Raw genomic sequence first — 22,587 nt, 5'->3', positions numbered from 1 at the left:
GTATTAAAAGGTTGTATTATTTAGGGCTTTGTCGATTCGTTGTATCAAATCGCGGTAATGGTTTTGGGTTGATTGATCTCCTGTACTTCTTTTTGTTCTTAATAATTGTAACACTTTGCTCAGTTCGCCTTTTTTGTCTGAGGTTACTTCTGTAACTCTTTTTAAAGATGACTGGTTGATATTTCTGGCCATATGTTCATGATCTAAATAACTGCATAAATGCGGCATATTTAAAGTTTCCTGAATTTCAATTGTCTTTTTTGGTTCTGTTTTTTCAAACAATTTATTCGTCGAAACAATTAAAACATCAACATAATTTTTTTGTGTCATTCGTTCTAAAATGCTCAGCGATTTGTTTTGAATTGTTCCTGCAAATACACTTTGATGTAATTTTTGGAATAAATCATTTACGGTAAAAACCTTTTCATCGATTTTATTTCGCTGGTATAATTCATTTTCCGTCATTCTAAGCAAACGATCGTCACTCAATAAATCATACATAATACTGTACTGTAATTCTCTTGAAAGTGTATACGGCGTATATTCGTAAGGCCCAAGAGGCGAATCTTTCAACGGATTTGTTTTGTCTAAAATGTCATTAAAAAACAACCATTGCGGAATTGTAATTAGATTTTTAGTCAAATAATCAACCGCTCTTTTCTGCATTGCTGCCGGAACCGGAATATAACTTTGTTTATTATCTCCATGAACAGTCGAATTAAGATATACACCGCCAATATTGTTCATTACATGTCGGTTGTACATTTGCCATTGGCCGATAGTTCCTATATAAAGTTTACCGGTTTCATAATAAGACTTATCTTTATCGTAAGTCCAGTTTAGGATATTATCTACAACACGTTTTAAATTTTTCAAACCATATTCACTGGCTTTAACCGCATCGTTTCCTAAATCTTCAGACTGCGAACGAGGATCGATTACATTTTCCTGCTGTTCACCATAAAAATAAATGGGGTCATCCTGATGTTTTGTAATTAAGGCGTTTAGTTTTGCTGTTTCGTTTTCGTTAGGCGAATACCATCTGTAACCCCATTCTATAGCATATTTATCGTATTCTCCAATTTTTGGAGTAATAACGGTAACATCATCTTCCGGCTGCGCTACATAATTGTAACGTGCGTAGTCCATAATTGACGGAGCTGTTCCGCCCATTTTTGCCGTAAACTCCTTCGATCTCAATGACTCCACATCATAAGCAAATGAAGAACCCATATTGTGTTTTAAACCAAAAGTATGTCCAACTTCATGAGACGATACGAAACGAATAGCTTCTCCCATATGTTCATCGCTAAATTTGTTTCCTCTCGCTTTCGGGTCGATTGGCCCGGTCTGAATGCGCATCCAGCTTTGTAGAGAAGTCATCACATTATGCCACCAGATAATATCTGCCTCAATAATCTCGCCGCTTCTTGGGTCAACAACCGACGGTCCCATAGCGTTTGATTTTGGAGATGCAGCATAAGTGATAACAGAATAACGTACATCGTCGATATCAAAATCTAAATCATTTTCAGTAGGTTCTTTTGCAATAATTGCATTTTTAAAACCCGCTTTTTCAAAAGCTGCCTGCCAATCGTGTACCCCATCAATGATATATTTTCTCCATTGTTTTGGAGTCGACGGATCGATGTAATAAACGATTGGTTTTTTCGGCTCTACTAATTCACCTTTCAAATATCGTTCTTCATCTTCCTTCTTAGGTTCTAAACGCCAGCGTGTAATCAATTCTTTTTCAAGCATTGCCTGCTGTGCATCGGCAAAATACCAATGCTTTTCAGAGAAGAAACCAATTCGGTTGTCAGAAAAACGAGGTTTCATTGGAGTTTTATCCAATAAAATAATATTACTTGTTACGCCAAGCGTTACCGATAATGCCGGCCCGCCTTCACTGACTGAAGTTGTCAGCTGCGATTTTACTACAATATTTTTTGGGAAAGCTTTTAAGCCTTCTATATACGATAAATCAGATTTTACAGAACCTCCAAAGCCAATATTGCTCAAAACATCATTGAAACTTTTTTGTTTTCCGTCAAAAATCTTATTTACTTTAATTACAACTGCGCTCGAATCGTTGTTTTTGGTTTCGATATCAAAAACTTCAATTATTGATTCAGAGAAATTATCAATTACAGAGGCCGTAATCGCATCTTCTTTTGGCGAAGAAACTTTAGGAACATATGATTTTACCCAGACTTTCTTTGCAATTGTATCTTTATAAAAAGAAATGATTTTGTTTTCATAATTCATTCCTTTATTAAGTCCGGCTTCATTAACCTGAAAAGGAACCTGCGATAATTTGTTTACAACCAGAAATTCTCTTTTAAATAAACTGTCCTGAATTTCAAAATAAACATCGGTTTTAACCTGAATGATGTTGAACAGTCCTTTTTTTAGTGTACCCTTTTTTACAAGGTCATTATATTTTTTTCCTTTTTTGGAGTCAGTAGAATCTTTTACGATTTCAGTCTCTGTTTCTTTTTTCTTTTTCTTTTGTGAAAGAACTGTAACAGGAATGAATAATAATAAAATTAGTAAGCAAAGTAATTTTACATTATGCAGGAATGCCTTTTCCCTCATTTTGGTGTTAAGTTTAAGTTAATTTTTCATCGAAACTATTGGATTATAGTGCAGAAAAAAAACAAAAAGGAGTGAAAGGCTTTTTTTTAGGAGTGAATGGATATTAATGGCAGAATACATACGAAATTACCGTCTTTTTCTGAGGCTTTTAAATTGGTTCTGGAATAAAAATTATAAATGCTCGACAGATATTTTAGCCCAAAATTAGTGCTGGGCTCGCTGTGGGCCTTTTTTTGAAGATTATTACTAATAATCACCTGATCTTTCTGAATCAGAATTTCTGTTGTTAACGGACTTTCCTGTGTCGCCATATTATGCTTAATAGCATTTTCGACCACTACCTGAAATGCCAGATAGGGAATAAATTTTTCTAATGCTTCCTGATCTTCAATTTTTATGAAAAAGATTAATTCTTCCTTAAAACGGGTCTGCTGCAAAAAGATATATTTTTCTATAAATAATAATTCATCCTTCAACGGAACGATATTTTTTTCTGGCGGATCAATTAAATAGCGGTAAATACGGGAAAGGTTCAGCGTAAATTTCTGCGCCGTTTTTACATCGCTTCCCACTAACATATAAAGTGAGTTTAACGAATTAAATAAAAAGTGCGGATTAATCTGCTCTTTTAAATGCTGAAGCTGGATTAACGCTTTCTCTTTGATTATTTTTTCATTTTCGACCAAAAGTCTGTTTTTCTCCTTAATAGCTATTCCTTTTTCCCTGTAGGCACGTCTGTTGGCATAAGAAAATAAATAGAAAATCAATAATAACATTACAGTTGTAATCGAGTAAATCCAGGTTGAATATTTTTTTATCAGCGTTACATTTTCGTCGGCAACATTTTTTGGGAAATTAACACATATAAACCAATGCGAATTTTTAAGGTCTAATTTTTTTGTAAACCTGATAACATCCAGTTTTAAATATTCAGATATTGTAACTCTTTTTACATAATCCTGCTTTTTTGTAAAAATCGTGTCAATTGAACGGGTCGAAGAAATTTCATAAATATTTTTTCCTATAAAATCAGATTCCGGATGGTAAATGCATCTTCCTGATTTATCAAAAATGAAGGCATAATTTGTAGCCGTATTAGACTTATCTACTTTAGAAAAATAGTCGTGCAGTTTGTTTAAATTGATGTCATAACCATAACGGACTATTGTATTTTTTGAAATGAGTTTAAAATAAATTCTCCAGACCCATTTTTTTTCCTGTAGAAAAACAGTGCTGATATGATCTGTGTTTTTGTATTTGAGAATAAAATTTCCAACATCTTTTTTTTCGGCATCAGAAATAGAATCTGTCCCAAACTGAATTTTATTGTCGTTAATCTGAAACCAGTTATCGGCGATTAATAAATTAGTGTTTTGTACCGAAGACAAAACAAGTAAGTTAGAAGCCAGATTTTCTGGTTTGCTTATTTTTAAAACATGTTTTATTCGGTTTTCATGTTCCAGAAATTTAGAAAACTCCTGCGACATAAATTCCTGTTTTTTAACAAAGTTACGGCGCGCCTCATCTTCATTCGCTTTTTCGGTAAGATCAGTAATAAGATTACTTAATACATAAACAGAACAAACGGTAATAAGGATAGAGATGATTACGTAAATTACGAATGCTCGCTGTGATGTTATTTTTTTTAATTTAAATTTCAAAAATGTATAGGTTTAATCTAATTCGCAACCGAAAATTGAGAATCGTATAAGTTTTTATAATAGCCATCAGTTTTTGTTAATAGTTCCTGATGTGTTCCTTGTTCTACAATTAAACCTTTATCCATTACCACAATTTTATCGGCATTGACGATTGTGGCCAAACGATGCGCAATAATAATAGAAGTCCTTCCTTTTGTAATAGTTTCTGTTGCGCGCTGAATCAGTTCTTCAGAATAAGTATCGATTGATGAAGTTGCTTCATCCAAAATCAAAATACTAGGATTACTCACATATGAACGTAAAAAAGCAATCAGCTGTCTTTGTCCGGATGACAGCATAACACCGCGCTCTTTTACATCAAAATCATAATTGTCCGGAAGACTCATAATAAAGTCATGAACGCCGATTTTCTTTGCAGCTTCCAGAACCTGCTCGCGGGTAATTTCAGGATTATGAAGCGTAATGTTATTGTAAATAGTATCTGCAAATAAAAAGACATCCTGTAAAACAACTGCAATTTGTTTTCTTAAAGAAGCCAGCGTGTAATTTTCGATGTTTTGACCATCAATGCAGATAGTGCCGCTGTTAATTTCGTAGAAGCGATTCAGTAAATTAATAATCGTAGATTTTCCCGCTCCGGTTGATCCAACAATTGCCACCGTTTGCCCGGAATCTACAGATAAATCAATTCCTTTTATAACTTCTTCTTCGGGAATATAACTAAAACGTACTTGTTTAAATTCGATGCTTCCGTTAAAAACTGGAGCTTCAATGGTTCCCGTATCCTGAATATGATCCTGCGTATCAATAATGTCAAAAACACGATTGGCGGCGATCATCCCTAATTGCATCTCATTAAATTTATCTGCAATTTGTCTCAGCGGATTAAAAAGCATTCCTATAAACATAGTATAAGAAAACAAATCTCCAAAAGTGGTAAAATTATCGCCGTTCAGGATTTTGAATCCGCCAAAAACGACAACCATTCCCAAAGTAATAGATGAAATTATATCGGCAATAGGGAAGAAGATTGAGTTATAAAGAATGGTTTTAATCCAGGCCACTCTGTGTTTATCATTTATAATCCTGAAATTTTCTGCTTCAATTTTTTCACGATTAAATAGCTGAACGATTTTCATTCCCGTAACACGTTCCTGAACAAATGAATTCATATTGGCGATCTGTGTTCTGACTTCTTCAAAAGCAACCTGCATTTTACGCTGAAAAATTCTTGTAATATATACCAGAACCGGCATGGCAACTATTACAATCCAGGTAAGTTTCCAGTTCATATAAAACATAAAAATCAAAACGACCAGCATTTTCATCAAATCACTTATAATCATAAATAATCCCTGACTGAAAATACGTGCTATTGACTCAATATCTGAAACTGATCTGGTAACCAATTGGCCAACCGGAACCAAATCAAAATATTTCATTCTAAAACTTAAGATATGTTTAAAAAGTTTGTTTCTAATGTCTTTTACAATATCCTGACCCAGCCAGTTTGCCCAATATACAAAATAGAACTGGGAGAAAACTTCCATTAAAAGTACAGCTCCCATTAAAATAATATACAATAACAAACCTGCTTTGTCGTGTGTTTTAATATAACCATCAACCGTTTGCTTTAATAGATATGGTCTTAGTGCCGCAAATATCGACAGCGAAACCGCAAAAATAATAACGCCGTAGTAACGCCATTTATAAGGTTTGGTATATTTTAAAATTCGTTTAAATAAATCGGTATCAAATGCTTTTGCTTTCATTTATTTTTTTTTGACTTTAGGCTTTCTACAGCCATTACATACAACTTACAGTTATAGGTAATCGTAATAAATTTTGGTTAAATATAAACCATGTGCCGGAACTGAAAATCCGGCCTTTTCTCTGTTTTTGCTGGCAATAATATCTTCAAAATCTGCCAGCGTAATTTTATGCAGACCTATATTAATTAAAGTTCCCACGATTGCGCGCACCATATTTCGTAAAAACCGATTGGCCGAAATTGTAAAAACTAATTTATTGTTTTCCTGTTTCCAATAAGCCTCAAAAATCGTGCAGTCAAAAGTATTTACATCTGTATTTACTTTAGAGAAACATTGAAAATCGGTATGCTTTAATAAAATTTTTGCCGCTTCGTTCATTAAATCAATATCTAACTTTTGATTTACATACCAGCTCAATTCTTCTAAGAACGGATTTTTTATGGTATTAATATGATATTCATAGGTTCTTTTTACAGCGTCAAATCGGCAATGTGCATCATCATGTACCTGAATAAGATTGTAAACCGCAATATCTTTTGGCAGATACGAATTTAGTTTATGCACCAAAACCGGAATATCAATTGATTTCTCTAAATCAAAATGACCGTACATTTCCTCCGCATGAACACCTGTATCTGTCCTTCCGGCACCCATCACATTTATTTCAGAATTTAATAAAACAGAAAGTGATTTATTTAGAGTTTCCTGAACAGAAGATGCATTAGGCTGAAACTGCCAGCCATGATAATGGGTTCCGTTATAAGCAAGATGGATAAAATATCTCATTGTGGGGTGTAGAGGTTTTGAGGTGCAAAGGTACAAAGGTTTTTTAAAAGTTGCTAAGGTTCTAAGATGCTGATGTTCTAAGATTTTTTTAAAGATGCTGAGGTACTAAGGTTCTAAGTTTTACAGCATTTATATTCTGTAGAGATGCACTGCAGTGCATCTAACCCCAGATTAGCAATTTGCTATTATATATAGGTATAATCTTTAGAATAAGTTTAAATTCATTATCATAAAAAATCAAAAGAAAAACTTAGAACCTCAGCAGCTCAGAATCTTATAATCTTTGTTAAAACCCTTCAAATCTCAAAATGCAAATCATAGTTTGCCCAGCTAAAAATCGTGTCAGAAATTGACAATTCCAACGATATAATTGAAATTGTTTTTTAACATTTTTAGGATGAAAAATGCAAATGTTAATTTTAAAAATTTTCCATTTTAACACTTCATATTTCTCCTATGTTTGTACTATTAAATCTCAAAAAATATGAATGAAATTACCTCTTATTGGTGGATACTTTTAATTGTATTTGCCATTCTTTTTTACAAATTTATTTTGCGTGTTTTCTTCGGAATGGTGATCGTTCCTGAGGATAAAATTGGTTTGGTTACCAAGAAATTCGTTTTGTTTGGCACAGACAAATCATTACCTGACGGCCGAATTATTGCAACAAAAGGCGAAGCAGGTTATCAGGCAAAAACACTGGCGCCGGGACTATACTGGGGAATGTGGATTTGGCAGTATTCAATTGACATGACTGGTTTTACATTGATTCCGGAAGGAAAAATCGGACTGGTTTTAAGTAAAGACGGAAAAGAAATTCCAACCGGAAGAATTTTAGCCCGAAAAGTAGAAAGCGACAACTTTCAGGATGCAACAGCTTTCCTGGACAATGGCGGTCAAAAAGGACGTCAGACTGCTTTTATTACAACAGGATCGTATCGTATAAATACTTTTTTGTTTGAAATCGTCATTACAGATCAGATCAAGATTTACGAAAACATGATTGGTATCGTAACAGCACTGGACGGAGAACCTATTCCGCAGGGACAAATTGCAGGTAAATTTGTTGATGATCACAATAACTTTCAGGATTTTGACAAGTTTCTGGAGCATGGAGGAAATCGTGGATTACAGCCTCAGGTTATGCTGGCAGGTTCATACTACATTAATACATGGGGAATACTGATCGAACAAAATCCAATGACAGATGTGCCAATTGGTTATGTTGGAGTTGTGATTTCATACATTGGCGAAGACGGACAAGATGTAACCGGAGATACTTTTAAACATGGAAACATAGTTTCAAAAGGACAGCGAGGCGTGTGGATGGAGCCTTTTGGACCAGGAAAATATGCGCTGAATAAGTACACCACAAAACTGGAAGCAGTTCCAACCACTAACTTAGTTTTAAACTGGGCAAATGCAAGAAGCGAATCACATGATCTGGATAAAAACTTATCGACAATTACCGTTCGTTCAAAAGACGGTTTCCCATTCAACCTTGACGTTGCGCAGATTATTCACGTTCCGGCTGCTGAAGCACCAAAAGTAATTGCACGATTTGGAAGCATGAATAACCTTGTTTCTCAGGTTTTGGAGCCTACAATTGGTAACTATTTCAGAAACTCGGCGCAGGACAGCGATGTGATTTCTTTCCTTACTACGAGAAAAGAACGTCAGGAATCAGCAAAAAATCATATTAAACTGGTTTTGGATGAGTATAATGTAAATGCCGTTGATACTTTAATTGGAGACATTGTTCCGCCAGATTCCTTAATGAAAACTTTAACAGACAGAAAACTGGCTGAAGAAGAACAAAAAACGTATCAGACCCAAAGAATGGCGCAGGAACAGCGTCAGGGAATGGAAAAAGAAACCGCTATTGCAGACATGCAGAAAGAAATTGTACGTGCATCGCAAAGTGTTGAAATCGCACAACGAACTGCAGATGCAACAGTTAAAAAAGCAGAAGGAGACGCAACAAGTCTGAAGCTCAATGTAAATGCAGAAGCTGAAGCTACAAAAATGCGTGCCAATGCAGAAGCCGAAGCTACAAAAGCAAGAGCAGGAGCACAGGCAGAAGCAACGAAACTGAATGCCAGTGCAGAAGCTGAAAGAATTTCAAAAACCGGTCTTGCCGAAGCTGAAAAAATTATGGCAATTGGTAAGTCGACTGCCGAAGCATATCAGCTTCAGGTTAGTGCAATGGGTGGAGATAACTTTACACGATACAAAGTAACCGAGGAAATCGGAAAAGGAAATATCAAAGTAATTCCGGATGTATTAATTTCAGGAAATGGCGGATCTGATGGTTCTATCAGCGGTTTATTAGGTTTAAAACTAATGGAAATGATGGATACAAAAGAAACGAAAGACTTGAAAGAAGTTAAAAATATTAAAAAAGGTTCATAGAAGCAAAGCTCAAAGGTTGTGCTTAATTTAAATCCGATCTGTTTTTACAGATCGGATTTTTTATGTTTAAAGAAATGAAAATCTTAGGAAAGACGCATTGTAGTGTATCTCTACATAAAAAAAACCTTTGTACATTTGTACTCTCTGAACCTTTGCACCTTAAAGAATTGAAAAAAATCCTCCTTCTTTCCGATACTCACAGTCATATCGATGATACAATTTTAAAATATGTCAATCAGGCCGATGAAGTCTGGCATGCGGGAGATATTGGAGATTTGCATGTTACAGATACTATAAAAAAACTAAAACCGCTTCGTTGTGTTTATGGAAATATTGACGATGCAAAGGCAAGATTAGAATTTCCGCTTCATAACAGATTTTTATGCGAAAATGTTTCAGTCTGGATAATCCATATTGGTGGTTATCCGGGAAAATACAATCCGAATATTAGAGAAGAAATGGCTTCGAATCCGCCTAAACTGTTCATCTGCGGACATTCCCATATTTTAAAAGTAATGTTTGATAAGAAGCATAATCTTTTGCATATGAATCCGGGTGCAGCAGGAAAAAGCGGTTTCCATCAAATGCGCACCATGCTCCGATTTGTGATTGACGATGATAAAATCAAAGATTTGGAAATTATAGAAATAGGAAAGAAATAGAATATCTACGAAATGGGAACTTTAATTTTAATTGATGTTCCGCTGTTTTCATTCGGTCTTGAAACGATAGAAAGATTTCCTTTTAGCTTTTTAATTCTGACCCTGATCCGGTTTAAGCCAAAACCTTCTATTTCGTTAAGTTTTTCAGCATCAAAACCTTTTCCGTCATCATGGATAATAAGAATTAGCTGATTTTTATTTTCATGAAGTGAAATTTGAGCACTTTTTGCTTCACTGTGTTTTATGATATTGCTGAATAATTCCGAAACGATGAAATAAAGTTTGGTTTCAAATTTTTCAGAATATCGGGTTTCTGTTGAAACTGAACTTGAAAATTTAAAGTGAAGACTAGAATTTGAATTTTTTTCGCATAAATCTTCCAAAGCATAAATTAATCCAAAACGCACTAAAAGAGCCGGTACAAGATCGTGAGAGATATCACGCAGAAGATCGTGTGCCTGTACTAAAATATCCTTTGCTTTTTGAATTTCTTCAGACTGTATATTATTTTTTGCAGTGAAAACATTGAGATGTAATCCTGCAGAAGACAACAGAGAATTGACATTGTCATGCAAAAAGGAAGCGATTTTTTTTTGTTCAGTTTCCTGACTGTCAATTCCGGTATTTATTACATTAAGAAGTATTTTTTGTTTGGCATCTTTTCTTTTAATTTTCTGTTTTAATTTATTGTTTTGATAAACGAAATAGAAAAGGAAAAACAGCAGTATAATTAAAACTATAAACAAGCTGATAAGCCGTTTATTTCTCAATTGTTCAGAGATAAACTGTTCCGGATTATTCGTTTTTTTGATACTTTCAGCAGAAGAAATATGCAGGTTTTTAAAAGAAATATTTTGCTGGCAGAAAACCTTATTTCCATTAAAAGTAAAAATGATAAACAATATGAAAATCCTAATAAAAAACATATCAGTGCTAAGGGTTTATTAAATTGTTTTTTAATGCATATTTCACTAAGCCTATAGTGTTTTTTATATTTAGTTTTTTCAAGATGTTTTTTCGATGCGTTTCGACTGTATTGATGCTGATAAAAAGTTTTTCGCTTATTTCTTTCCCGCTGTATTCCAAACAAATTAAAGTGACCACTTCAATTTCCCTAGGACTTAAAATGGGATTTTCAGCATAAATATTTTTATTTAATTTCGGGTTGTTGTTAGAAAATATGCTAAAGATTTTTTCCCGGACAGCATCAGAGTAATATTCCTGATCCTGATATACGGCATCAATAGCTTCAATGATATTTTCTCCGGCGCATTTTTTGGTTAAATAACCTTTAGCGCCTAATTTCATTACTTCTTTTATGATTTTCAAATCATCGTAGCTCGATAAAATAATAACTTTGCAGGGAAAACCTTTTTGACTGAATTCTTTCAAAACTTCGATTCCGTCTTTTTGAGGCATACTTATATCCAGAACTAATACATCGGCCTGATTCTGAACAACATCGTCGTATATAGTCGTGCCATTCAATGAACTTCCTGCGATTTCAAAATTTGGAACTGTCTGAAGTAAATTGGAGAGCCCATCAATAAGTACCTGATGATCATCTGCAAGATGTATTTTTATTTTATCTGCCATAATTCTTAAACGAAATGCAAATTTATGAAAAAAATATCTTACAAAATTGATTTTTAAAATGATTTGCGATATCCTTACACTATCTGATATTCAGGCACAAAAAAACCCGAATTTATATTCGGGTTCTCTTCGCACAAAAAAATTAAGTTTATAGGTTTATCTCAATCGGTCTACAGATTTTACAAGATCTTCGTCCTTCTTGATGGCCTTATTAGCAAGAACTAATAATACGATAGAAACAATAGGAAGAAACATCCCAATACCTTTCTCAGAAACAGCGTTAACTGTTTCTCCAGATAAATTTAGAGAACGATAAACAAATAATCCTAATAAAATTAAATTTAATATTATGTTCAGTCTGTTCATAACAAACTGATTTTGTCTTTTTTTGTATGATATAATACTAAGAATCGTAAGCATTGTACTTAAACCAACTATGATATTATATATCGGATCCTGATTAAAATAAAATGGATCTCCTGTCTTTAATGTCCACAAAGGAATAAATAGCATCAAAACACTTGTTGCTATAAACGCAAGAATTAAATATACAGTCTGAATTCGTTGTATCATGATCTAAAAATGTTTTACAAAAATATATTTTCTTTTTTTAAAATACTATTGTATGATAAAATTTTATTCGTATTATTGCATCATAATACCGTAAGCACTTCATACTGCGGTCAATCGAAAAAAAAATATCTACCTATTCTTTTTACAGTATTTCCTTTAAAATAATTAAACTCATAGAACATTCATGTTTGATATTTCTGCATTAAAAGAAATGAAGCTTTCCGAGCTTCAAGAAATAGCTAAGTTAGCTAAAACTATAAAGATTAACGGCGTTAAAAAAGACACCCTGATTACTCAGATTTTGGCGCATCAGGAGGCGGCATCAGCACCGCCTGCAGAAGCTATTGCAGAAAAGGAAACAAATACTGATAAGCCCAAAAGAGCCAGAATTGCTCCGGTCAAAAAAGCGGCCGGTAAAAGTGCTCCGGTCCTTGAATTTGATACAGTGGAAGAAGCTCCAAAGGAAATTGAAACTTCTGAGGCTTTAGAAGAAAAAGAAACTGTTGCAGCTGAGAAAACATCTGAGAATAAGACTCCGGAGAAAAAAGCAGCAACAAAGGCTGTAAAATTTAATAAGTCGGCTTATGAGAAAAAAGTCGCACTGCAAAAGGAAAAAGAAACACCGAATGCTGTTGTTCCTGCTGAAGAAATTATAGAAAACACTGTTACAGCACCAGCTGCTGAAAAGACTGAAAATACTGCTCCGGTTAAAAAGATTAATCCTAATCAGAATAAAAACCAAAATCCTGCCCAAAACCAAAATCCGAATCAAAACCAAAACCCTAATCAAAATGGGAACGGAAACGGAAATAACGGGAATCAAAACCAAAACCAAAATCATAAAAATAAAAAGAATAATAATTTCAGAGATTCAGATTTTGAATTTGACGGAATTATCGAAAGTGAAGGTGTTCTTGAAATGATGCCTGACGGTTACGGATTTTTACGTTCTTCTGATTATAATTATTTAGCTTCACCAGATGATATTTATTTATCAACTTCACAAATCAGATTATTTGGTTTAAAAACCGGAGACACTGTAAAAGGTGTGGTTCGTCCTCCAAAAGAAGGCGAGAAGTTTTTCCCTCTTGTTCGTGTGTTAAAAATTAACGGACATGATCCGCAGGTTGTTCGTGACAGAGTTTCTTTTGAACACCTGACGCCTGTTTTTCCTTCTGAAAAATTCAAATTAGCCGAAAAAGGCAGTTCTATATCAACCCGTATTATCGATTTGTTTTCTCCGATTGGAAAAGGACAGCGTGGAATGATCGTTGCACAGCCAAAAACGGGTAAAACAATGCTTTTAAAAGATATTGCAAACGCAATTGCTGCAAATCATCCTGAAGTTTATTTAATTGTTCTCTTAATTGATGAACGTCCTGAAGAGGTTACAGATATGCAGCGAAGTGTTAGGGGTGAAGTTATCGCATCAACCTTTGACAGAGAGCCGCAGGAACACGTGAAAATTGCTAATATTGTTCTTGAAAAATCAAAACGTTTAGTAGAATGCGGACATGATGTAGTAATTTTATTAGACTCTATTACACGTTTGGCAAGAGCTTATAATACAGTTCAGCCGGCATCAGGAAAGGTTTTAAGCGGTGGTGTTGATGCTAATGCATTACAAAAGCCAAAACGTTTCTTTGGAGCGGCCAGAAATGTAGAAAACGGAGGTTCGTTAAGTATTATTGCAACTGCATTAACAGAAACTGGTTCTAAAATGGATGAGGTTATTTTTGAAGAGTTTAAAGGAACCGGTAACATGGAGCTTCAATTAGACCGTAAAATTGCAAATAAACGTATTTTCCCTGCAATCGATCTTACTTCGTCAAGTACGCGTCGTGATGACTTGTTATTAGACGAAAAAACATTACAAAGAATGTGGATCATGCGCAAATACTTATCAGACATGAACCCGGTTGAATCTATGGATTTTGTAAACGACCGCTTCAAGAAAACCAAAAACAACGAAGAGTTTTTGATTTCTATGAATGACTAAGGAAAGGTTCTGAGGGACTAAGGTGCTAAGATTCTAAGGTTTTATCAACTATATATATAAAAACGGATTAGATTTATCTCATCCGTTTTTTTTATAGGTAAAAATCTAAAATCTAAAATCTAAAATCTAAAATTAACTTAGAATCTTAGTCCCTCAGAACCTCAGAACCTTAGCCCCTTAGAACCTATTTTTTATCAACCACAGGTCTGTTTTCTCTATTGGCTAATTCCCATGCTAGTACAAAAGCAAGTTTTGTTCTTTTAGTTAAAGCGTCGTATTCGATTTTTTGAGGTTCGTCGCCTTTTCCGTGGTAATCTTCGTGAACTCCGTTAAAGAAAAAGATTGCGGGAATACCGTGTTTTGCGAAGTTATAATGGTCAGAACGCTCGTAAAAGTGATTTGGATCTGCAGGATCATTAAATTTAAAATCTAAGTCCATTTTGATGTATTTCTCATTTTGAGCAACGACTGCATTGTGTAAGTCAGATGATAATCTGTCGGCACCAATCACATACACATAATTGTTTGTATTAGCGTGCTCAACATCACGACGGCCAATCATATCAATGTTGATGTCTGAAATTGTGTTGGCAATTGGAAACAAAGGATTTTCAGAATAAAAACGAGAACCGTGCAAACCATGTTCTTCACCCGTTACATGCAGGAATAAAATAGAACGTTTTGGTCCGTGGCCTTGTTTTTTTGCTTTAGCAAAAGCTTTTGCCATTTCCATAACTGCAACAGTACCAGATCCGTCATCATCAGCTCCGTTGTAAACCTCGCCATTTTTAATTCCTACGTGATCGTAATGTGCAGAAATCACCAAAACTTCGTCTGGTTTTTCAGAACCTTCGATATAAGCCCAGATATTCTCAGAGTCAGGAAGATTTTGATTGCGTTTTGCATTTAGATAAGATGCAGGAATGTGCTGATAATAATCTGATGCGCCTTTTGGAAATGATACACCGCTTTTTTTGTATTGCTCAATCATATAAAGACCTGCTTTTTTCTGTCCTGCTGATCCTGTTTCGCGCCCTTCCATTTCATCTGAAGCAACAACGTACAGCATTTTTTTTAAGTCTTTTTCAGAAATATATTTCACGTATTTCGTTGGGTCTGAATTGTCTTTGGATGCCGTCGACTGTGCATTTTTACATGAAAAAGCCGAAGCGATTAATAATAGAATTACAATTTTTTTCATTGTGTATTAGTGTAAATTGATGAATGTATATAAAACATAAAATGTGAGTAAAAATAGAATAAAAAAGAAGTTTATAAAGAATAATGCTACACTTTTAACAAATGAAACAAATCTGCTTTCGCCATAAAATCGATGATGTGCCGGATAAAAATAATAACACATCCATATTGTACCAACGAAATTTGTTATACCGGAAATAAAACTAAGCGGACTATCTTCGCCAAATAATCCTATGACCCTTTGTATGATAAACATAATGAGGAAAATAAGCAGCAGAAACGAAAAATAATGCAGGGTAAAAATTCCGTGATCAAAATAATACCATTTCTTTTTATTGTGAAAAATCCAAAGAAAGAACGCAAAAAACGGCATTATTATAAAAAGGATTTTGGGAATATTATGAAAAAAGGATTCAATAAATTTCTCAACGATTTGTTTTTTAGTATTATGCTCTGTAACGTGAACTGCTTTTTCGTATAGCCAATATTGGAATTCGGAAAGCTTTTCATCTTCTTTACCATATTTTTGAATCGAATCGATTTCCTTCATCGTTTTTAATTCAAAATGGGTTTTGTAGGCCTTATTGACTCCTTTTTTGTCCTGATTAATAAGCGATGTAGAAAGTTCCTTTTCGCCATTATTGATTTGGTCACTTACTTTACTTGGAAAAATAGCAATTAGAAGAAAAGTAATAAAACTGATAAAAATATAAAGTCGGACAGGAGCAAGGTAGGATAGACGCTTTCCGGAAAGGTACTCTTTAGTTAAGGTTGAAGGTTTAAAGAGAAGGTTTTTGATGGTTTTCCAAAATGCATTTTCATAATGTGTCAAATCTTCAAAGAAATGAATAAACAAATGATGAAATGTTTTCCTGGAATCTGAATTTTCCTGTCCGCAATTTGGACAAAATTTTTGCTCAACAACATGCCTGCAGTTCAAGCAGGTTTTGTCTTCCCTAATTTTGTTGTGTGACATTGGTTATTTTGGTTAATTTGATTTTTGTTATTATTTTGGCCCACGAATGACACGGGTTAAACGGATTTTTAATGATTATAATAAAATTGATTCGTACAAATCCGTTTAGCCCGTGTCATTAGTGTACCATAAAAAGCATTATTTTTTAAGAACTTCGTTTAAAAAAAGCTGTAAATGCTCAAAAGATCTTTTTGCCGCAACTGGGTTATAAGCAGCGCCTTTTGAATTATCATTTCCGGCTTCAGGATTTGTAAAGGAATGAACAGAATTAGCATAATAAATCATCTGCCAGTCTGCTTTTGAATCACGCATTTCCTGCTGGAATGATGCAATTTCTTCTTTTGGAACAAACGGATCGTCAGCACCGTGACATATTAAAATTTTTGCAGCAGCCGATTCTGTTTTTCTCGCTGCATCTTTGCCTAAGCCGCCATGAAACGAAGCAGCTCCTTTAATGTTAAGATGTCCGCGAACGGCTTCAAGAACTCCGGTACCTCCAAAGCAATAACCAATAGCGACAATATTATCTGCATTTGCACCGGATTTTACCAATTCTTGTAAAGCAGCATTAATTCGTTTTTGATAAGCTTCAGGATTACTTTTGTAAAAACCGGCTTGCTTTCCGGCTTCTGAAGTATTTGCCGGATAGTTTCCTTCTCCATAAATATCAGCAATGAAAACATGATAACCCAGTTTCGACAATTCTTCGGCAATACCTTTTGAAGCATTATCGATTCCTAACCAGGCTGGTAAAAGGAGGATTCCAGGATTATTGCTGCTTTTTTTAGCAGATTTTATAAATAAACCATTCAGTGCCTGGCTTCCTTCAGAATATTTTACGGGTTTTAATTGCGCATTCATAGTAGTTGAAAACAAGATTACAGCAAAAAAGAGTGTGATTGAATTTTTCATTTTCTTACAATTTTTAACAAATATCAGAAATATTATGTTACAAAAAAACCTCGGAAGCTATTTCACGAGGTTTATTTAACACATTTTTTTAAACAAAATTATTTTCCGGGATGATAAGTCCGTTCTGCATTTTTTAGGACGTCTTCTTTATAAAATAATACATCCTTAAATTGACCCTTTCGATACATTTCTGCCTGATCTGTAAAATGTTTTGAATTTACATCGCCGCTGTTGCCGCCCGCCAACAATGATTTTGCCCTTATTTTTGGGCCAAATTCAACCGCACACACAAAACTGTTTCCGTTATAGCCGTAACGTTTTTTAGAGTTATTTTGATAACTGCTTCTAAAAGAAGGCAGGCTTCCCCAGGAACCGGGACCAAAACCTATTGGCAAACTTGGCTTGCTGTCATCATATTTTAAGTCAATATCGCCGTTTGACCTCTGGAAACGATTAATTTCTCCCCATTCTACTTTCCAGGTTCCCCATTTTGAAGTAAGTTCTTTTAAAACTGTCTGCAGCTGTGGAATCATTTGCGATGCTCCAGCAGTTTTTGCAAAGTTTTTAGTGTTTTCGACCTGATCAGGTTCTCCTTCATCAATATAAGCTTTTTGAATAATGGGGTCTAATTTATAAGCCCATTCCACCGCTAATGTCGTGGCAGCAGAATTTTCTCTGGCATAATAATCCCAGTTTTTCAGCATCGAAACAGGTTCAGACAATTGTGCATATTCCGGAGATTCAGGTTTTATATTCTTGTCGAAAACTTCAATCAGTCTTGGTATTAATATTTCAAAAATGGATAATTTTGAATCGTACCCATCGGCAATAACTTTGTCTAAAGTATATTTTTCGCCTTTGCTGAAAATCCGAACCGCATTTACACCTCTGAAATTTTCACCATCCGGCGCCATATACGGAATGTAATTTTCCTTTTTTGGACTATTGTTTCCTGCGACAGTAAAAGGTGTCGAATTACAATTTTGAAGCCATCCATTTATCGGATTATATAAGTGAACGGTTTCATTAACATCATGAAGCCCTTTCCATTGTGTTGAAGAAATAGATCCGTCGATTACTTTTGACCAGTTTAAATTTTTATCCCGAATTGGAATAAAATTGCCGTGCCAGTAAGCAATATTTCCTTTATTGTCTGCATAAACCGTATTATTGGAAGTGTTTGCTTTCAAATCCATTCCTTTTTTGTAATCATCAAAACCCGAAGCTTTTGTTCTAACCCAGCTCTGAATTAAACTTGCCATCGAGCGGTTATTTGATTTTAGGCTAATCCATTTTCCGTCTCGTTTGGCCATAATTGGGCCGTTGTTTGTAAAATAGGTTTTGAATTTCTTTGGAACCAGTTTTCCGTTTTCAAGATATTTTATTGTGATTTCTTTTTCGCCCACAGGTAAAAATTTTGTGTCGAATTCATAGAAAAGTTTTCCGTTTTTATTGGTGATTTTTTCAGCATACATGTCCGCAACATCAACATTTGAAGAAGTGTGCATCCAGCCGCAATTTTCATTAAATCCCTGATATACAAAAAACTGTCCCCAGGTTACAGCACCGTAGGCATTTAACCCTTCTTCGCTTGAAACCTGAACTTCAGGCCTGAAGTAAAATGTTGTATGTGGATTAATATATAAAATCGAATTTCCGCTTTCTGTTTTTGATGGTGCAAAAGCAAAACCATTTGATCCCGTCTGTACATATTTTTCTCTTTCTACATAGGCTACTTTATCATTATTTCCCGAATAAAACGCTTTTAATTCTCCTGTAGAGAGATCTGCGGTACTAATAGCGCCGATGCTTCCGTCTGTCCAAAGCAAAGGAAACCAGGGTTCAAAATGCGTTAAAAGTACCGGTTTTACTTCTGGATGTTTGTATAGATAAAAATTGATGGCATCTGCATAACTATTTAAAAGTTTCTTTAGCCACAAAGGAGCTTTTTTATAATCTGCTTTTGCTTCATCAACATCAATTAAAAGCTTAATTTCTAAATCATTATAAAGAACAGATTCGCCTTTCACTTCAGAAAGCCGCCCTAGTTTTTCGATATAATTCATTTCGATTCTTTTAAAATCATCTTCACATTGTGCATATAATAATCCAAAAACAGCATCAGCATCGGTTTTTCCATAAATATGCGGAATCCCCCAATTGTCACGGATAATAGTAACTTTTTCAGCCAGTTTTTCTAAACGGTTAATTTCTTTTGTGCTTATTTTTTGTGCCGAGATCTGAAAACTACAGCAGATAATAAACGTGATTTTGAATATTGCAGAAGAATTAAACATGTTTATTTTATATTAAATTTTTGTCCGGCTGTATAAATACTCATTTTTAATTTTTCAACCGAAACCAGATTGTCTTTTTTGGATTTTAAAATGCCTTTTGGATTTTTAACGACAATAACTTCACTTTCTCCGGCGACTTCTATTTGATTATTTCGAACAATAATGGCGGTAGCTTCGTCAATTCCAATTCCGGTGAGAGCAGGAAATTCAATCAAGGCAGAAAGCAGACGATTATATCGGTTTCTCTTTAAAAAATGCTGATCGATAACGGCTGTTTTTAATAATCCCAAACCTTCGGAAGTTTCGAGATTATCGTATCGAATGCTGGAAAAAGTTCCGGTATATTCTTTTTGTAATTTTTGGTTTCCAGTAATCATTTTTTCAGACATTACGGCAGCTCCGGCACTTGTTCCGGAAATTGTACTTCCGTTTTGATAAGCTTTTTGAATAGCTGTTTTTATGGGAGTATTATGAACTACCGACATAAAACGGGTCTGATCGCCGCCGCTTATAAAAATCAATTTGGCATTTTGAACCGAGTCCGTTAATTTTTTGTTTTGCGCTGTTTCTTTATTAAAATTCAGCATTACAATTGGGTTTGTGGTTAGTTTTACCATTTGCGTTTTAAAAAATATAAACGAACTGTCCGGTTCTTCGCTGGACATAGGCAAAACCACGATATAATCTTTTTTACTTAATTCTGCTGTATTCAGAACCTGTTTCATTAATTCATCAGAACGGTCTCCACCGCCAATAATAAATAATTTTCCTTTTGGATTTTGCGCGTGAACTAAACTCGTAACTAAAAATACTAGGAACGTAAATGTTTTAAAAATGAACTGATTTTTCATGGTTTTGATTTGGTTTAGTTTTGCTGATTTTCAATAAATTTTAAAAGAGAATTGTTGACAATAAATAATACATTTTGCATTTTATCTAAATCTACTTTTGATGCGATATCGCGCGGTGTATGATAATCGTTATGGAAACCGCTGAAAAAAGTCATAATCGGAATTCCTTTTGCCGTAAACGATGCGTAATCGCTTCCCGAATGCCCATTGGTTTCCCATAAATCCAAATCAAACGGATTTTGAAGTTTACTGTTGCTTTCAGCGGCAATTTTCTTCAAATATGGGGTTTCTTTTTCTGTCCCAATACTTAAAATTTTATGGTTTTTATCTTCTGGAGCACTTCTGGAAATCATATCCATATTAATGCAGAGCAGGATTTTTTGATCTTTTAAATTCAAATTCTGAACAAAATATTCACTTCCTAAAAGTCCCATTTCTTCTGCAGTCCAGGCCGCAAAGAGTACATTATATTTTGGCTGGATATTAGATTCAGACCAGTTTTTTGCCAGCGCAAGCATTCCCGAAGTTCCGGAGGCATTATCATCTGCACCATTATAGATGGAATCATTTTTAATTCCCAAATGATCGTAATGCGCGCCGACAATAATGGTTTTTGTAGTGTCTTTTCCCGGAATAACTCCCAAAACATTTGCAGTATCAAAAGTTTCAGATTTAATTTCTATCGAAAAATTGATTTTTATTTTTTTTGATGGAATAGAAGCTGGAGCACTTTTTAATGAAATATCACTTCCTGAAAAAAGATTTTCTGCTATTGATTTACTTATTATAAAAATAGGAATCGATGTTGAAACGGTATTTTTTAAAGAATGAAAGACTTCATTTTCTTTGCTATTTCGAGGTTTAAAATTTTCTTTTGTTTCAATAATAATTAATGCCGCTGCGCCTTTACTAATGGCTGTTTTTACTTTAGTTTCTTCTAAATCATTTTCTTCCGGAAATAGGATTTTGAATTTTTTGTAAGTGGAAGAAGTGCTGTCCTGATCGCTTGGAAATCCGCTTAAAATCACAACAATCTTGTGGTTAACATCTAAGTTTTTGTAATCGTTATGATTTTCTTTTGATACATCTAAACCGTAAGATGCAAAAACCACTTCGGCTTGTTTTTTCTTAATTGAACGTGTGGTTGGGATAACTTCAAAATCTTTTTCCGACGAAAGGGAAATAGTTTTATGATTCCTTTTTTTGATTTCTAAAGTTGTTTTTTTTACGGTATGTTCCTGAATTTTAAATATCTGAAAATGATGTTGAAGTTTGTTATAAGGTTTCAGCTTGTAAGACTGCATTTTAGATTCTATATAAGAAGCAGCTAAGCTACCGCCTCGTTGATTGGCTTTTCGGCCTTGCATCGAATCTGAAGCTAGAATAGTTAAGGTTTCAGAAAAATCTTTTTTAGAGGGATTTGGAATCGTCGTTTGCGAAACAAGTATTGATTTACAAAAGAATAATGTAAAAAAGGTTAATATTCGTAAACGCATTTCACTTAAAATTAATTATAAAATGATATTTCTTTTAAAAGCGCAGCCCAGTTCAATAATCGAATCGGTTTTTGCGATTCCGGGAATATTGTCGATTTTCTCGTAAAGAATTTTTCGCATGTGTTCGTGATTTTTTGCTACAATTTTAATGTAAAGCGTAAACGAACCTGTAACATAATAACATTCGGTAATTTCAGGAATATTTTTTAATTCTTCGATAATTCGATCAGAATCAGAATCTTTGTTTAACGTAATTCCGGTAAAAGACGCCCAGTCAAAACCAATTTTTTTCTCCTGAATAATGGGTTTTATCCCTCCAATTATTCCCTGTTCCATTAATCGGTTAATTCTTTGATGCACCATCGTGTTTGATATTTTTAAATTGGCTGCAATAGCAGAAAAAGCCATTCTGCCGTCTTTTTCCAATTCCTTAATTATACTAATATCAAAGTCGTCTAAATTATCCATGTTTTAAAATTAATTTTATTTTTCAAATGTTTAATTTGAAATAAATTGTGTTTTTCAGATGTCCCGAAAGGACATTTTGAACGTTGTCTCATTATTTTTCTACCGACCTGTAAACCCTAACGGGGTTATGCTGTGTTTTATTTCTATCTTTTTTACCGATATGTAACTCCTAATAAAATATCTCGTAGAGATTAAATATCGGCAGCAAAAAAAATAACACGCCCTAAAAACAATGTTCCGTAGGAACTACATCATGATAAAAGTAATTATTTTTTTCAATAAAATAGAATAAATCAAGATGAATGAAGTTTAAATTTGATTTTAAAA

The 22,587-nt window shown here is 34.2% G+C and carries 17 protein-coding genes; 3 read left to right on the top strand and 14 right to left on the bottom strand.

Annotated features, from left to right (window positions below):
• Positions 1-3: 3 nt before the first annotated feature.
• From ASE21_RS01570 to truA, 4 genes are all read right to left on the bottom strand, one after another.
• Positions 4-2,598, bottom strand: a complete 2,595-nt coding sequence (locus ASE21_RS01570; protein WP_057120800.1) for a zinc-dependent metalloprotease — start codon at positions 2,596-2,598, stop codon at positions 4-6.
• 86 nt (positions 2,599-2,684) lie between these two features.
• Positions 2,685-4,259: a histidine kinase gene (locus ASE21_RS01565; protein ID WP_057120799.1), complete on the bottom strand. Its 1,575-nt coding sequence runs from the start codon at positions 4,257-4,259 to the stop codon at positions 2,685-2,687.
• 17 nt (positions 4,260-4,276) lie between these two features.
• Complete coding sequence (locus ASE21_RS01560) at positions 4,277-6,031, bottom strand: ABC transporter ATP-binding protein (protein WP_057120798.1); 1,755 nt, start codon at positions 6,029-6,031, stop codon at positions 4,277-4,279.
• A gap of 51 nt (positions 6,032-6,082) precedes the next feature.
• On the bottom strand, positions 6,083-6,817 hold the full coding sequence (gene truA / locus ASE21_RS01555; protein ID WP_057120797.1) for a tRNA pseudouridine(38-40) synthase TruA: 735 nt from the start codon (positions 6,815-6,817) through the stop codon (positions 6,083-6,085).
• Positions 6,818-7,301: 484 nt separating this feature from the next.
• Here truA and ASE21_RS01550 point away from each other — a divergent pair, with 484 nt between their 5' ends.
• On the top strand, positions 7,302-9,230 hold the full coding sequence (locus tag ASE21_RS01550; RefSeq protein WP_057120796.1) for an SPFH domain-containing protein: 1,929 nt from the start codon (positions 7,302-7,304) through the stop codon (positions 9,228-9,230).
• 167 nt (positions 9,231-9,397) lie between these two features.
• Positions 9,398-9,892: a metallophosphoesterase family protein gene (locus ASE21_RS01545; protein WP_057121157.1), complete on the top strand. Its 495-nt coding sequence runs from the start codon at positions 9,398-9,400 to the stop codon at positions 9,890-9,892.
• Positions 9,893-9,897: 5 nt separating this feature from the next.
• Here the strand turns inward: ASE21_RS01545 and ASE21_RS01540 are convergent, their stop codons facing one another.
• From ASE21_RS01540 to ASE21_RS01530, 3 genes are all read right to left on the bottom strand, one after another.
• Positions 9,898-10,818 carry a sensor histidine kinase gene (locus ASE21_RS01540; RefSeq protein ID WP_057120795.1) on the bottom strand — a complete coding sequence of 307 codons (921 nt, stop codon included), beginning with the start codon at positions 10,816-10,818 and terminating at the stop codon, positions 9,898-9,900.
• 7 nt (positions 10,819-10,825) lie between these two features.
• Complete coding sequence (locus ASE21_RS01535; RefSeq protein ID WP_057120794.1) at positions 10,826-11,488, bottom strand: response regulator; 663 nt, start codon at positions 11,486-11,488, stop codon at positions 10,826-10,828.
• A gap of 156 nt (positions 11,489-11,644) precedes the next feature.
• Positions 11,645-12,061: a DUF4293 domain-containing protein gene (locus tag ASE21_RS01530; protein WP_057120793.1), complete on the bottom strand. Its 417-nt coding sequence runs from the start codon at positions 12,059-12,061 to the stop codon at positions 11,645-11,647.
• A gap of 184 nt (positions 12,062-12,245) precedes the next feature.
• On the opposite strand from ASE21_RS01530, the gene rho reads away from it, so the two are divergent.
• On the top strand, positions 12,246-14,060 hold the full coding sequence (rho, locus tag ASE21_RS01525) for a transcription termination factor Rho (RefSeq protein ID WP_057120792.1): 1,815 nt from the start codon (positions 12,246-12,248) through the stop codon (positions 14,058-14,060).
• Between the two features lie 184 nt (positions 14,061-14,244).
• Here the strand turns inward: rho and ASE21_RS01520 are convergent, their stop codons facing one another.
• From ASE21_RS01520 to ASE21_RS01490, 7 genes are all read right to left on the bottom strand, one after another.
• Complete coding sequence (locus ASE21_RS01520) at positions 14,245-15,261, bottom strand: M28 family peptidase (protein WP_057120791.1); 1,017 nt, start codon at positions 15,259-15,261, stop codon at positions 14,245-14,247.
• 6 nt (positions 15,262-15,267) lie between these two features.
• Positions 15,268-16,236 (bottom strand): DUF3667 domain-containing protein, encoded by a 969-nt coding sequence (locus ASE21_RS01515; protein ID WP_057120790.1) that lies wholly within the window; start codon positions 16,234-16,236, stop codon positions 15,268-15,270.
• Positions 16,237-16,374: 138 nt separating this feature from the next.
• Positions 16,375-17,148 carry a dienelactone hydrolase family protein gene (locus tag ASE21_RS01510; protein ID WP_057120789.1) on the bottom strand — a complete coding sequence of 258 codons (774 nt, stop codon included), beginning with the start codon at positions 17,146-17,148 and terminating at the stop codon, positions 16,375-16,377.
• Between the two features lie 98 nt (positions 17,149-17,246).
• Positions 17,247-19,445: a penicillin acylase family protein gene (locus ASE21_RS01505; RefSeq protein ID WP_057120788.1), complete on the bottom strand. Its 2,199-nt coding sequence runs from the start codon at positions 19,443-19,445 to the stop codon at positions 17,247-17,249.
• Positions 19,446-19,447: 2 nt separating this feature from the next.
• Positions 19,448-20,296 (bottom strand): cyanophycinase, encoded by an 849-nt coding sequence (locus ASE21_RS01500; protein WP_057120787.1) that lies wholly within the window; start codon positions 20,294-20,296, stop codon positions 19,448-19,450.
• Positions 20,297-20,310: 14 nt separating this feature from the next.
• A complete protein-coding gene (locus ASE21_RS01495) occupies positions 20,311-21,792 on the bottom strand; it encodes a M20/M25/M40 family metallo-hydrolase (protein ID WP_082603430.1) in 1,482 nt (493 codons plus the stop codon).
• A 15-nt stretch (positions 21,793-21,807) separates the two neighbouring features.
• Positions 21,808-22,260, bottom strand: a complete 453-nt coding sequence (locus ASE21_RS01490; protein WP_057120785.1) for an Lrp/AsnC family transcriptional regulator — start codon at positions 22,258-22,260, stop codon at positions 21,808-21,810.
• Positions 22,261-22,587: the final 327 nt, after the last annotated feature.

The organism is Flavobacterium sp. Root901, assembly GCF_001429765.1.
In the GTDB taxonomy this organism is placed as follows: domain Bacteria; phylum Bacteroidota; class Bacteroidia; order Flavobacteriales; family Flavobacteriaceae; genus Flavobacterium.
The sequence above is the reverse complement of the archived record's forward strand: the minus strand, read 5'-3'. Positions and strand labels throughout refer to the sequence as shown.

Coding starts and splice junctions, on each gene's coding strand:
- ASE21_RS01570 (WP_057120800.1), bottom strand. CDS start 2,598: ATGAGGGAAAAGGCATTCCTGCATAATGTAAAATTACTTTGCTTACTA.
- ASE21_RS01560 (WP_057120798.1), bottom strand. CDS start 6,031: ATGAAAGCAAAAGCATTTGATACCGATTTATTTAAACGAATTTTAAAA.
- truA (WP_057120797.1), bottom strand. CDS start 6,817: ATGAGATATTTTATCCATCTTGCTTATAACGGAACCCATTATCATGGC.
- ASE21_RS01550 (WP_057120796.1), top strand. CDS start 7,302: ATGAATGAAATTACCTCTTATTGGTGGATACTTTTAATTGTATTTGCC.
- ASE21_RS01540 (WP_057120795.1), bottom strand. CDS start 10,818: ATGTTTTTTATTAGGATTTTCATATTGTTTATCATTTTTACTTTTAAT.
- ASE21_RS01535 (WP_057120794.1), bottom strand. CDS start 11,488: ATGGCAGATAAAATAAAAATACATCTTGCAGATGATCATCAGGTACTT.
- ASE21_RS01530 (WP_057120793.1), bottom strand. CDS start 12,061: ATGATACAACGAATTCAGACTGTATATTTAATTCTTGCGTTTATAGCA.
- rho (WP_057120792.1), top strand. CDS start 12,246: ATGTTTGATATTTCTGCATTAAAAGAAATGAAGCTTTCCGAGCTTCAA.
- ASE21_RS01520 (WP_057120791.1), bottom strand. CDS start 15,261: ATGAAAAAAATTGTAATTCTATTATTAATCGCTTCGGCTTTTTCATGT.
- ASE21_RS01515 (WP_057120790.1), bottom strand. CDS start 16,236: ATGTCACACAACAAAATTAGGGAAGACAAAACCTGCTTGAACTGCAGG.
- ASE21_RS01510 (WP_057120789.1), bottom strand. CDS start 17,148: ATGAAAAATTCAATCACACTCTTTTTTGCTGTAATCTTGTTTTCAACT.
- ASE21_RS01505 (WP_057120788.1), bottom strand. CDS start 19,445: ATGTTTAATTCTTCTGCAATATTCAAAATCACGTTTATTATCTGCTGT.
- ASE21_RS01500 (WP_057120787.1), bottom strand. CDS start 20,296: ATGAAAAATCAGTTCATTTTTAAAACATTTACGTTCCTAGTATTTTTA.
- ASE21_RS01495 (WP_082603430.1), bottom strand. CDS start 21,792: ATGCGTTTACGAATATTAACCTTTTTTACATTATTCTTTTGTAAATCA.
- ASE21_RS01490 (WP_057120785.1), bottom strand. CDS start 22,260: ATGGATAATTTAGACGACTTTGATATTAGTATAATTAAGGAATTGGAA.